Annotated in this window: 13 protein-coding genes and 3 pseudogenes; all 16 read right to left on the bottom strand. The window is 58.5% G+C overall.

Annotated features, from left to right (window positions below; translation table 11 throughout):
• Window positions 1-991, bottom strand: a 991-nt coding sequence (locus OMP40_RS39600; protein ID WP_277539772.1) for a DUF6259 domain-containing protein, incomplete at its 3' end; no start/stop codon positions are given.
• On the bottom strand, window positions 895-1,230 hold the full coding sequence (locus OMP40_RS39595; RefSeq protein ID WP_277539689.1) for a hypothetical protein: 336 nt from the start codon (window positions 1,228-1,230) through the stop codon (window positions 895-897). The genes OMP40_RS39600 and OMP40_RS39595, both read right to left, overlap by 97 nt.
• The gene (locus tag OMP40_RS39590; protein ID WP_277539688.1) at window positions 1,227-2,093 is read right to left on the bottom strand and encodes a hypothetical protein; all 867 of its coding nucleotides are present in this window, start codon (window positions 2,091-2,093) and stop codon (window positions 1,227-1,229) included. Before OMP40_RS39590 ends, OMP40_RS39595 begins: the two co-directional genes overlap by 4 nt.
• A 65-nt stretch (window positions 2,094-2,158) precedes the next feature.
• A pseudogene (locus OMP40_RS39585) lies at window positions 2,159-2,449 on the bottom strand (carbohydrate ABC transporter permease); the annotation flags it as partial.
• Window positions 2,450-2,611: 162 nt separating this feature from the next.
• Complete coding sequence (locus tag OMP40_RS39580) at window positions 2,612-2,986, bottom strand: ABC transporter permease family protein (protein WP_277529766.1); 375 nt, start codon at window positions 2,984-2,986, stop codon at window positions 2,612-2,614.
• The gene (locus OMP40_RS39575) at window positions 2,983-3,861 is read right to left on the bottom strand and encodes a carbohydrate ABC transporter permease (RefSeq protein ID WP_277529764.1); all 879 of its coding nucleotides are present in this window, start codon (window positions 3,859-3,861) and stop codon (window positions 2,983-2,985) included. Before OMP40_RS39575 ends, OMP40_RS39580 begins: the two co-directional genes overlap by 4 nt.
• Before the next feature lie 91 nt (window positions 3,862-3,952).
• Window positions 3,953-4,756, bottom strand: a complete 804-nt coding sequence (locus tag OMP40_RS39570) for an ABC transporter substrate-binding protein (RefSeq protein ID WP_338131409.1) — start codon at window positions 4,754-4,756, stop codon at window positions 3,953-3,955.
• Between the two features lie 19 nt (window positions 4,757-4,775).
• Window positions 4,776-5,255 (bottom strand): annotated as a pseudogene (locus OMP40_RS43005) (extracellular solute-binding protein); the annotation flags it as partial.
• Window positions 5,256-5,405: 150 nt separating this feature from the next.
• Complete coding sequence (locus OMP40_RS39565; RefSeq protein WP_277539687.1) at window positions 5,406-6,428, bottom strand: LacI family DNA-binding transcriptional regulator; 1,023 nt, start codon at window positions 6,426-6,428, stop codon at window positions 5,406-5,408.
• Between the two features lie 417 nt (window positions 6,429-6,845).
• Window positions 6,846-7,049: a hypothetical protein gene (locus OMP40_RS39560; protein ID WP_277539686.1), complete on the bottom strand. Its 204-nt coding sequence runs from the start codon at window positions 7,047-7,049 to the stop codon at window positions 6,846-6,848.
• Window positions 7,050-7,633: 584 nt separating this feature from the next.
• Window positions 7,634-8,011 (bottom strand): annotated as a pseudogene (locus tag OMP40_RS39555) (sugar isomerase); the annotation flags it as partial.
• A gap of 55 nt (window positions 8,012-8,066) precedes the next feature.
• Window positions 8,067-8,759 carry a glycoside hydrolase family protein gene (locus OMP40_RS39550; protein WP_277539685.1) on the bottom strand — a complete coding sequence of 231 codons (693 nt, stop codon included), beginning with the start codon at window positions 8,757-8,759 and terminating at the stop codon, window positions 8,067-8,069.
• On the bottom strand, window positions 8,725-9,135 hold the full coding sequence (locus OMP40_RS39545; protein WP_277539684.1) for a hypothetical protein: 411 nt from the start codon (window positions 9,133-9,135) through the stop codon (window positions 8,725-8,727). Before OMP40_RS39545 ends, OMP40_RS39550 begins: the two co-directional genes overlap by 35 nt.
• A gap of 27 nt (window positions 9,136-9,162) precedes the next feature.
• Window positions 9,163-10,044, bottom strand: coding sequence for a carbohydrate ABC transporter permease (locus OMP40_RS39540; RefSeq protein WP_277539683.1), 882 nt, complete (start codon window positions 10,042-10,044; stop codon window positions 9,163-9,165).
• Between the two features lie 16 nt (window positions 10,045-10,060).
• Window positions 10,061-10,960: an ABC transporter permease gene (locus tag OMP40_RS39535; protein WP_277539682.1), complete on the bottom strand. Its 900-nt coding sequence runs from the start codon at window positions 10,958-10,960 to the stop codon at window positions 10,061-10,063.
• A gap of 125 nt (window positions 10,961-11,085) precedes the next feature.
• On the bottom strand, window positions 11,086-12,234 hold the full coding sequence (locus tag OMP40_RS39530) for a type 2 periplasmic-binding domain-containing protein (RefSeq protein WP_277539681.1): 1,149 nt from the start codon (window positions 12,232-12,234) through the stop codon (window positions 11,086-11,088).
• Window positions 12,235-12,242 lie beyond the last annotated feature (8 nt).

The following is a 12,242-nucleotide window of genomic DNA, read 5'->3' as shown; positions in this document are numbered from 1 at the left end:
CGCCATACGGCTGCTGCCAATCATACGCTTGCGGCTCCGTCGTGTAATTCACCAGGAACTGCGCGACCCGCCCCTCCGAAGATTGCCACTTCGTCGTAAGAATGGAAGGTTGCTTCAGCACGCTGCCGTCCCGCATGTGAATCGTTTGCGCGGACACGCCGGTCAGCCGCTCCGGCGCGAGCATCCTGCCCGTCGCGAGATACGGCTTGCCCGCGCCAATGCGCCAGGCGTTAAGATTGCGGATCAGGGTGCCGATCGCCTGTTGATCCGGCGCCGGGTAATCCCATTCCGTCCCCCAATCCCAGTTGATCGCCCCGCCGCGTCCGAGCACGACCGTGAGCATATCTCCCGCCACGAAGGAATAGGCGGTCCGCCAGAGCAGATTGTCCGGCGACTTGAGCAGGTCGATGCTCTGGCCGCTGGAGTTCTGGTTGCCCATGAAGTTGTTGATATATTCGTGGTATACATACTGATAGACAGGCACCGGCTCGCCGGTGAACAAGCCGATGTTGAAGCGCAGGTCGTTAAAAGGAAGCTCGCCCAGGAAGGGCTCTGCGGCTGCCGCTTCGCAGCCGAGCACGATGTCTTTGCCCATCGCCTTCCACTCCTGCCGAATCTTGCGGAACAACGTCTTCATCGCTTCCGTCTGCCAGCGCCCGGGCCCCGGCGGATGATCGTGCTCCTTGCTGTAGCACAGGTACGACAGTCCGCCCAGATTCTGGTCGAAATACTGCATGTAATCGCAGCCGCTGTTCGCGACGCCTCGGATCTCCTCGAGCACCGTCTCCGTCACAAATGGCTCTGACGGACACATGTCGTATCCCCAGCGCTGCACGCCGTTGCAGATCAAGGAGTACGGCAGCTCGCCCTCCGGCGACACGCACATGACCTTCTCTAGCTCCAGACGTTCGAAGTCCGCTTCCCGGTTGTAATCGGGGTCGAGCAGACTCCTCTGCGTCCAGGCGATGCCGCTCGCGTACAGACCGAGCAGATGGCCGCGCGCGTGCAGCTCGTCGGCGAACTGCCGCATGCCTTCTTCTCCCCGTAAGGGGGCCAGATGTAAGGCGGCGCCCAGGGGGCCGACCCTTCCCAGTGCATAAGCAGCGCCATCACCTTGCTATCGAAGCGCTCGGACAGCCGCTCCAGATGCGGAATCGCATTGACGTAAGGAAAATATTCGTTCGGGTCCATGCTGCCCGTATCCTTGACGCCGCGCACGGGATACGTCACGACGACGGGCGATTCCCGGTACCAGGCGGGGAGCTCCGGATTGTCCGCGATGCGCGGCGGCGTGCTTCCCTGTTCGAACCAACGTCGGTACAGCTCGGCGCCTGATGCCAATCGCCGTGGAAGACGCCCAGCACCATATTAAAGTTCATTCGATAGGAACCTTGACCGGCCCCCTCGACGAAAATCCGATACTGGAGCCTCACGCCCCCGTCGAACGGAAGAAATTCGATCGATTTGACGTGGTGCCTCGCATCGTGCGCGCCTACGTAGAGGCCGCAGTCGTCATCGTAATAAGCCATGAACTGCGTCGGCGCGGGGCCGGGATAGGTTCCGTCCCAGCCTTTGCTGGGATAGCCGGTTTCCTGGTATTTCAGCCAAGTGTTCTCTCGTCTGCCGATGTCCTCGATCAGCACGCCCTCATGGGCCGGCCACAGAATCCGGGCAGTCCCGCCCGCGGCGACGAGATCGTTCGGCACGACGACGTCCGGGAAGTCGACCCATTCCACGAGGTATGACGTCCGATTGTCGAAGGAAATGCGCCAGTCGGTCAAGTTGGAATCTTGCGGGAGGTCGACCTCGACGACGGCATCCAGATCCAGGTTATTCAGCTTCGTATATTTAAATCGGAGCTGCGTGCCGTCGTCCGCCGATATCGAGGCCTGCTCCAGCGTGACGGACGCCGCTTGCAGCGCCGTAACGTCCAGCGCCTGTCCGGCGTCGTCCCGCAGCCGGAGCGTAAAGATCGGCCTGGCCGCGCTCCCGCCGTGAATCATGTTTTTCCCGGATCGCTTATCCGTAAATGCCAGCAAAGATCCGTTCGCCGAATCCAGTTCGATCGTATAGGCCGAGCGCTCGATGATCATCGTTTCATTTCTCCTTAGCTTGTCGTCAGCTTATCGTCTCTGTCCCAGCATGCCGTACACTTGTCTCAACCCTTGACCGCGCCGGCCGTCAGACCTTTGAGGAACTTATCCTGCACGAAGAAAAACAATAGAATCAGCGGAATCGTAGCTATGACGCTCAAGGCGAAAATCGGTCCCCAATCGGTCGTCCGCTCCTGCTTGAACTGATAAATGAGCGTCATCAGCGTTTGTTTGCCGGGGCTGTACAAGTAAATGAGCGGTCCGAAAAAATCGTTCCAGATCGTAAAGACGTTCGTCACGATGACGGTGCCGGTGGCAGGCAGCAGGAGCGGGAAAATAATCGTAAAAAAAGGTTCGCGTCTTCCCGCAGCCTTCCATGGCGGCGGCCTCCTCCATCTCGGGAAGGGATGCCTTTGACGAAGCCCGTGTAGATGATGGTGGCAAACGGAATCGCGCCGGCCGTATACAGCAAAATCATGAGCGTGCGCGTATTGATTAAGGAAATCGCGGTCGCGAGCTTAAAAATCGGGATGATCGTCGATTGCAGCGGAATGATCATGCCCGAGATCAGAATAAAAAAACACGATCTGGAATAAGCCCTTGCCTGAACGCCCGATCGCATATCCGGCCATGGAAGTGAAAAGCACGACGAGCCCCAGGCTTAATGAAGTGATGACGACGGTATTGAACAACGACTGCGCAAATCGGCCCTCGCCCAAAATCGCCCCGTAATGCGCGAACTCCCAGCTTGAAGGGAAATGGAGCGCGTCGAACACTTCGCTTGAAGGCTTGAAGCTGGCAAGAAGCACGTTCAAGAAAGGGACCAGAAAAAGACAAGCCGCGATCAGCATGACCAGTTCTGCGATGCCGAGGCCTATTCGAATCTTTTTCACATTTCCACCTCTCTTCTGCGCGTGATGCTCAGCTGCAAGAAGGTGATCACGGCGATCAAAATCATGAACAGCATCCCAGCCGCGGTCGCATAACCGTAGGACTCGTGCACGAAGGCGTACTTGTAAATCAATAGCCCGAGCGTCGTCGTCGCCGTGCCCGGACCGCCGTTGGTCAGGACGAACGGCACGTCGAACAGCTTCAGGCTGCCCGCGATACCGAGAAACGTATTGATCGTAATAAACGGCATAATCAGCGGAATGGTAATGTGGTAGATTCGTTGCAAGCCCGTGGCCCCGTCGATCTGCGCGGATTCCTGAAGCTCCCTGGGCACGGACTGCAGCCCGGCCAGGTAAATGACCGCCCCGAAGCCGGTCCCTTGCCACAGCAAGATCAGGATAACGGCCGGCAGCGCGTAATCCATCGTCCCGAGCCAGTCCTGAATCCCGTTCTCGAATCCGAATAGCGTCAGAACCGCATTGAGCAGGCCGTCGTATTGCAGGATGAAGCCCCAGCTGATCGAGATAACCATGAGACTCATGAGCGCGGGAAGAAAGAAAAGCGTCCTGAGCAGTCCTCGGCTCCGCAAGGGCAGATTGAGCAGCAGCGCGAGGGTCAGGGACAACGGATTGCCGATCAGCACCATGACGGCGAGAACGTAAAGCGTATTTTTAGCGGCTTGCATGATCGCTTTGTCGTGGAATAGCGCCCGGTAATTGGCCAGGCCTACATAGTCCGGGGACTGCAAGCCGTCCCAATTCGTAAAGGAATAAAGCAGGCTGCCGAGAAAGGGATACAACGTAAAAATGCCGTACAGCAGCAGGGCGGGCAGTACGAAAAATACTTTTAACCGGTAAAAGCTTCTGCTCGATCTCATGCGGTATCACTCACCTGACTGATCCTGGCGAGGGGCGGATGATGTGCCGCCCTCGCTTCGGATGAATAAGAATGGCTTACGCAATGTGCGCTTAGAAATTAACTTTGGATTTGTCCTTCTCGTAAAGCTTGGCCAGCTCCGCAGCCGAATCGCCCACGCCGCCGCCGGCCAGAATCTTGGTCAAGGCCGTGTTCAGAGCGTCCTGGACGGAAGGCGGGAAGTAGTCGCCGGGATTGCGATGCCCCGGGTGAGCCTGCAGCGCCGCCTGAATCTCGGACATCGCCGGGTTGGCGAATACGGGATTGACGTCGTTGAACGCGCTCAGCGCGTTGTCTTTGCCGTAAAGTTCAAGCATATCGGGCTCCAGCATGAGCTGCACCAGCGCAATGGCCTCTTCCGGATGCTCCGTTGCGGCATTGATGGACAGGCCCTTGTCCGTGCCGGCGGACATGACGGTGTTGCCGTCCTTGGCCGGAATGATGAAGAAGCCGAGCGGGAAGTTTTGCGTTTTGCCGTCGATGACGCCGGGCGTCCAGCTTCCCATCATGTGCATCGCCGCTTTGCCGTCGATAAAATCCTGCAGTGCCTGGTCGTTGCCGATGCTTAAGCTGTTCTTGTTGAAGTAGCCCTTGTCGGCCAGCTCCGCGAATTGCGTCAGCGCACCCGTAACTTCGGGGCCGTTCACGCTCGCTTTGCCGTCGTATACGTCGCGTTCGAAATTGGGATTCGTTCCGAAATAAGTGCTGATTGCAATCGGGATATAAGCGGCCTGCAGCGTCCAGATATCCTTGAAGCCCTCGACGATCGGCGTAATCTTCTGCGCCTTCAGCTTCTCGTTCAGCGACAAGAATTCGTCCCAGGTCGTCGGCGGAACAAGCTGCTGCTCCTCGAAAATCTTTTTTATTGTAGAAAACGCCGAAGGTGTTCACCTCTAGGAAGGCGCCGTACGTTTTCCCTTCGAACTGCGCGGCCGTCTTGGCCGAATCGTTCATCCGCGCGATCCACGGCTGGCTCGACAGATCCATCAGATAGCCCGCCTTGGCGTAGGCGGTCATATTCATGTTGAACAGCACATCGTCCGCTTCCCCTGCGGGGAGCCGCGTATTCATCAGCTCATTGTATTTGTCTCCCGGGTGCTGATTGAATTCCACCGTTCCGTTCGGGTATTTTTCCTTGAAGCGTTTGGCCACCTCTTCGTAATAGCCGTTTTTATTGTCCGCCCAGTAAGAGACCTTTAACGTAAAAGGCTCCGAGCCGGATGCGCCGGGTGCCGACGCCGAACCCGATGCCGGCGTCGTTGCGGCCGGAGCGCTGCTTGTCGGCGATCCGGCAGTCTCGTTATTGCCGTTCGAATTGCCGCAGGCGGATGCGACGAGGGTCGTGGCGAGGAACAACGTGGTGAGCTGCAGTTTCTTCAATGATCTTACCTCCCCTTTTTATTGAAGCTTATTACACAAATATGTAACTAGTTACATCTGTATGATAAGTTCATTTCCTCACGATGTCAACGCTTTCTTTTTTTGCGTAAAACAATCGGAGCAACATCACTGCTGCTCCGATTTGACCGTGCTTTGCCGCACGGCGAGCCTGGACCCGAATATCTCGTGCCTGCCCGGGCCCGAGTAACTCTCGTTCATGCGCGATAGCAGAAACTCGGCCAGCTTTTTGCCGATCTCGTACTTGGGCTGTACGACCGAGGTCAGGCGGGGGCGAATCAGCGAGCACCAGATGATATCGTCAAAGCCTGCGACGGCAATTTCGTCCGGTACGGATACCTTATGGTCCTCGAGCGCCATCATGGCGCCGATCGCCATCACGTCGTTCATCGCAAAAACGGCGGTCGGCCGCGGATTCATCTGCAGGATCTTCAGCATCGCTTCGTAGCCGGAATGCTGGCGGAAGTCACCTTTAACGACGAGTGCGGGATTTAGAGAGACATGATTGTCGATATGTGCCTCTCTGTAGCCTCTATAACGTTCCTCGGAAATCGTGCTGTCCGTACCGGCGATGAGCGCAATAGAGGAATGCCCCATCTTGAGCAAATGCTCGGTGGCGAGATATGCGCCTCTGACATTGTCGAATCCCACGCGGTCGATCTCGAATTTGCTGTCCACATAGCCGTTCAGCACGACATGCACGTTATTTTTCAAGGCCGGCTCGATGATCGCGTCCATGTCGCCGAATTGCGTGAAGTCGCGCGAGCACAGGATCATGCCGTCTACCCGATTGCTGAGGAATCTCCGCACCATATTCGACATTTCCTCGTCGTCCTCCCCGGACTCCGCGTACATGAGAATATAGCCCTTCTCCTTCAGGTAATCGTTGATCCCCTTGGATTGTTCGAGAAATACGGGATTGTTGATATCGGGCACGAGCAGCCCGATCAGCTTGGTGCTGGACGTGGTGAGACTCTGCGCCGCCTGGTTCGGGGTATAGTGAAGGATGTTGATGGCTTCTTGAACTTTAAGGCGCGTTTTCTCGCTCACGTATCCCCGTTCGTTGATGACGCGGGATACCGTGGCTACGGACACACCGGCCATCTCTGCGACCTGATAAATACTCGACATGTCGATACCCCTTTAAACCAAATTGTGTAACATGTTACACAAAAAATGTAACATGGTTTTAGGCGGGGTGTCAAACCGCAAGTTGAACGAGACCTTATTCGGCAGCCGGTTGCAAACCTTCCAATCAAGTTATCCGTCCGCCTATCGATGGATCATCCGACGGCCGTCACGACAAGCGGCAAAATCGTCGCCCGCGTCCGCCGCGCGATAAGCCCGTCGATTCGTCCCTAGCGTCCGCCTTCGCGAACAAGCCGCTGACTCGTCCCTCGCGTCCGCCGTCGCGATAAGCCCGCCGATTCGTCCCTCGCATCTGACGCGCGATAAGCCCGCCTACTCGTCGCTCGCGTCCGCCGTCGCGATAAGCCCGCCGATTCGTCCCTCGTGCCCGCCGCTGCGATAAGCCCGCCGATTCGTCGCTCACGTCCGCCTTCGCGACAAGCCCGCGACTCGTCCCTCGCGTCTGCCGTCGCGATGAGCCGCCGATTCGTCCCTCGCGTCTGCCGCGCGATAAGCCTGCCGACCGTCGCTCGCGTCCGCCTTCACGAACAGGTCCGCCCACCGCCCGCGTCCACCGCGCGATAAGCCCGCCAATTCGTCGCTCACGTCCGCCTTCGCGAACAAGTCCGCTCGCCGCCCGCTTCGTTCCCCTGCTATAAAACCTGCAAATATACATCCTTTTCGCCATATTTTTTCCTTTTGAGCGTAAAAGATGCAAATATGCATGTATTCCTCTTCATTGACGCTTTTCTCGGCTTGTGCTTTGAATTTACCTGCATATCTGCATGTATTTCATCGCGTACCGTTGGTCGGCGGAAAATACATGTACGAATGCAGGCTTTTTCGTCGCAACCAAACTTTCCGGAAGCTCCAGCGCGCCGAACGCACGTATGCGGCCTCTAATCCCCTTCTATCGATCGTCGATTCGAGCGAAGACGTCAAAAAATCCCCGATCATGGATGTGATCGAGGATTATCGTTACTGATTCTGCTGGTCATTCCATCCAACCCACCCAACTCATCCAATCCGCCAGTCCTCCAATCCGCCAACTCATCCAATTCGCCAGTCCTCCAATCCGCCAACTCATCCAATTCGCCAGTCCTCCAATCCGCCAACTCATCCAATCCGCCAGTCCTCCAGTCCGCCAGTCCGCCAGTCCTCCAATTCGCCCGATCAGCACGATCAGCACGATCAGCCTAATCCGCCCGTCAGCCCCTGGATTGTATCTTGTCCAGTAGACCGCTGCCGCAGAACGCCTTCATCGGATCGGCCGGCAGGCCGTTCTCTTCGCGGAACGCTTCAAGCAGCGGCGTCACGTCCTGTTCGAAGGCGCTTCGCACCGCGTGTTCGGCGCCGAGCACGTCTTCGCGTTCCTGCGCAAGCCTTACTTCCTCGGGGTTGACCAATAGCGCCTTGGCAAACTGCGTCTGTACGTTCAGCACCGAGCGGATCATCGCGGGGATCTTGTCCTCGAGTTTGTGGCTCTGGTCGATCATGTAAGCGGTTCTCGCAGCCTGCTTCCTCACGCCTGCATCGCTGTCCCGCAGGGCATCGACAATCCGATAGAAAAGGAGAAACGGCTCATAGGATGCGACTTGGATGGTCCATAGATGCCAGGTCTTCGTAACGCTCCGCGCTGGCTCAGGGGCGTCCGTCATCGAGCGCGCGGCTCGTCGCAAGCGAGATACAGCGGAATTCGCCGCCCGCTTCATTTTCCGCCCCGATGACCGCGGCATCTCCAGGTTCCGCTGGACGGCACGCGCAGTAGAAATGATACAGGGTGCCTTCCCAGTAAACGACGGACGACTTGTGCGCGTTGGAAGCGTCGAGTTCGCCCGGACGGCCGACGGGCAGCCATGGCGAGTCCGCAATATCCCATCGTCGAAGGTCGTCGGATACGGCCAGCGCGCCCTGCGCCCGCTTGCCGTCGAAGCCGAAGCCGAAGTTGATCCAGCGGCCCGTTGCTTCGTCGTGCTTCACGCACGGGTCGCTGAAGTACACGCTGTAGAACGAACCGGGCGCCGTCCGCATGAGCGGATTGTCCGAATCTCGCCGCCAAGTCCGGAGGTCCTCGGACACGGCGAGGCCCGTCTGTTCCGTCCAAGGCCAGTCGGTGCTTTCTTTGGCATTGTAGAACATATAGTAGCTGCCGCCCGACGCCACGACGCAGCATTTGTACAAGCCGCCTCGCTCCCACGCTTCGCCGTTCTCGAAGGACATCACCGGCTCCGGCAGGCGATGCCAGTCGAGCAGCGCCTCGTCCTCGCACCACGCGAGCCCCATCTTCGCGCCGCCTGCTTCATAGCCGGCTTCGGGGTACGAATGATACACCATCCAATACCGGCCATCGATCTTTTTTGAGCCGCGGCGTATCGTACAAGCCGTCGGACGCGAGCACGATCCAGGAGCCTGCCGCGCCGACGCTGTCCCATCGGGCACGCTCGGGACTGTCGGCGAGCGACCTGTCCAGCATGATGCCTTTGAAGGTCCAATTCGCCAGATCGTCGCTCTCGGCAAGCGCGGTCCGGTAGCCGATGCCGTCGTAGCCTACGTACATCATGCAAAAGCGGTCTCCATGGCGGAATACGAACGGACAATCCACGGCCAGCGCGTCGAAGCTGCCCGCGACGCCGGAGCCCTGCACGACCGGCCGGCCCAGCTTGAACGGCGTGGCATAACGGCCGATGTCGGCCAACGAATTTCGTTTCATATCGTTTCGCTCCTCTTCGTCATCGCCTTATCCCTTCACGCTGCCGACGACGACGCCCTTGATGAAAAACCGCTGCAAAAACGGGTAAACGCAAATGATCGGCAGCGCGGCCAGGAAAATCTGCGCCCCTTTGAGCGTACGGTCGGATACCTGCGACAGCGTAGCGGCGTCGGCCATCGTGATCAGGCTCAAGTCGCGGTTAATGACAACCGTCTGCAGGTAGCTCTGCAGCGGATACTTTTCCGGCGTATTCATCAGTATCAGGCCGTCGAACCAGGAATTCCAATGGCCGACCACCGTGAACAGAATCAGCGTCGCGAGCGCGGGCATCGACAGCGGGACAAAAAGCTTCCAGAGAATCGTCCAATGACCGGCGCCGTCCACGAAGGCCGCTTCCTCCAACTCTCGGGGCAAGCCGCGGAAAAAATTGAGTAAAAGCACGACATTAAACACGTTGACCGCGCCGGGCAGCACGAGCGCCCAGATACTCCCGAGCAGTCCCGCCGCCTTGATGACGAGGTACCAGGGAATGAGGCCCCCGCCCACCAGCATCGTCAGCACGAAAAACCACACATACGCCGTTCTCCCCTTGAACGCCGCCGGCTCCTTGGAAAGCGGATAGGCCAGCGTGATCGTCAGCAGCATGTTGATCGTCGCGCCGAGCAAGACGCGCTCCAGACTGATCCAGAACGCCCTCGGGAATTCCGGCTTGCCCAGCACGAACTTGTACGATTCGAAAGTGAGGTCGACCGGCCACAGCTTGACCGCCCCGGCACTCGCCGCCGTGCTCGAGCTCAGCGAGACGGCGAGCACCTGGACGAGCGGCAGCAGGCACAGCAGCGCAAGCAGCGCGAGGACGACCGCGTTGAAGCCGTTGAACAGCCGGCCGGACAACGATGTTCGCATCATCAGCTTCGGTCTCCTTTCAGAATATCCTGTAGTTGGCCAGCCGGTAAGCGAGCGCGTACGACGCGGAAATCAGCACGACGGATACCGCCGACTTCAGCAGTCCGACCGCGGTGGCCAAGCTGTACTGCGCCTGCTCGAGACCGAGCCGGTAGACGAGGGTGTCGATGACGTCGCCGCTTTCGTACACTTGCGGGCTGTACAAATTGAAAATCTGGTCGAAGCCGGCGTTCAGCACGTTGCCGAGGCTGAGGGTGGCCAGCAGGACGATGACGGGCAGCATGCCGGGGAGCGTGATATTCAGCGTCTGCTTCCAGCGGCTCGCCCCGTCGATGACCGCCGCCTCGTACAGCGCGGGGTTGATGCCGGTCAGCGCGGCCAGGTAAACGATCGTGCTGAAGCCGAACTCCTTCCAGACGTCGGATACGACCAGCACGGCGGGGAACCAGCGCACGCTGCCGAGGAAAAAGATCGGCTCGATGCCGAACGCGCCGAGCAATTGGTTTACGATGCCCGAAGTCGGAGACAGCACATCGATCAGCACGCCTCCCAGAATGATCCACGACAGAAAGTGCGGGAGGTAAATTAAGGTCTGAATCCAGCGTTTGAAAATACGGTTGCCAAGCTCGTTGAGCAGCAGCGCGACGACGATCGGCACCGCGAGTCCCGCCACAATCTTGAGACACGCGATCAGGAGCGTATTGCGGATCACCTGCCAGATATCGGGAAGCGAAAACATATAGTCGAAGTTATCGAGACCGTTCCACGGCGAGTGGAACATGCCCTTGACGACCGAAAACTTCTGAAAAGCGATGTAAAGCCCCATGATGGGCCCATAGCTGAAAATGAGCACGAGCGCCGCCGAAGGCAGCACCATCAAATGAAGCGGCAGCTGACGTCTCGTTCGCGCAAATCGCATGCGGATCCCTCCGATCCCGTTTGTCTCTGTGTGTCGGCATCCCGCCCGCGGCCGGCTCGCTTCCGTTCAATGGAAGCGGGGCCGGAAAGGGCTTCCGGCCCCGCTGCCGACTGCTGTCCGCGCGATCAGGATTGCGACGCGTACCAGTCGTTGACTTCCTTGGTGATCTGCTCCCCGCCCAGCTTGTTCCAATCGGAAACGAACTTGTCGAACTCGGACAGCGGCGAACCGAGGATGATTTTCGTGAACGTCTCCAGCACCAGCTTGTCGAGGATGGCCTTTTTCTCGGTCATTCCTGGTGTAGGAGGTCCATAGTAAGCGTTTTTCGTCAGCAGGCCGCCGTCAACGTAGTTTTGCCCGATGACCGCCCATGAACCGCCTTCGCCGAACACTTTGTTCGTTCCCCAGTTGGCCCGATCGCCGCCCTGGAATGCCTTGATTTTGTCGAAATAACCTTTCTCCTCAGGCAGCAGGGAGGCGCCGTCGCCTGACTTCAAGGCCGCGACGACGTTTTTGTGCACGCTCAGCAATCCTTGCGGCGTGCCGAAGCCGTTCGCCATGAGCGCATACTTAAACACTTCCATGCCGTCGACCGTATGATAGGTTTGCGGCTCCGCGTTCGGTCCGGCGATTTTCTCGTTGTAAAGGTTGAACAGCTTGACGATCGCCTCGGGATGCGCGGCGCCCTTCTTGACGACCCAGAAGCTGTTAAAATCGGCGTTGGCCTGGGCGCTTGCCGGCGTCCCGTCCGCGGAGGGGATCGGGAAAGCGCCCCATTCCGCGTTTTTGTCGGCGTTGACGTTGTCCTGGAGCGGCCAGAGCGGGTTCCACATCGCGCCGAAGTTCATGCCGATCTTGCCGGCCGTTTGCATCTCCGCGACCTTGCCGCCGTCCTTGACGCCGAATTCCTTGTCGATCGCGCCGGCCTTGTACAGCTCCTGAAGCTTGCCGAGCGCCGTCTTCATCTCCGGCTGGATGCTGCCGTTCACGAGCTGGCCGGAGGCGTCTTTGATCCATACGTTCATGTAGGCATGATAACCGTTCATGAAGCCGGACAAGTCCGGGTAGCCTCCGATGACGTCCTTGGACGCGGCCAGGCCGTACGTATCCTTCTTGCCGTTGCCGTCGGGATCTTGATTGGCGAAGGCGTCGGCAATCTTCAGAAAGTCGTCCATCGTCTTCGGCTCGGGCAGGTTGAGCTTCTGCAGCCAGTCGGTCCGCACCCACAGGAGCGGCGCGCCGCCCAGGTAATCCTCCGCCGGCGGAATGGCCACAAGCTTGC

The sequence above is a fragment of the Cohnella rhizosphaerae genome (genome assembly GCF_029525575.1).
Taxonomy (GTDB): domain Bacteria; phylum Bacillota; class Bacilli; order Paenibacillales; family Paenibacillaceae; genus Cohnella; species Cohnella rhizosphaerae.
This window is presented reverse-complemented; position numbering and strand designations above follow the sequence as displayed.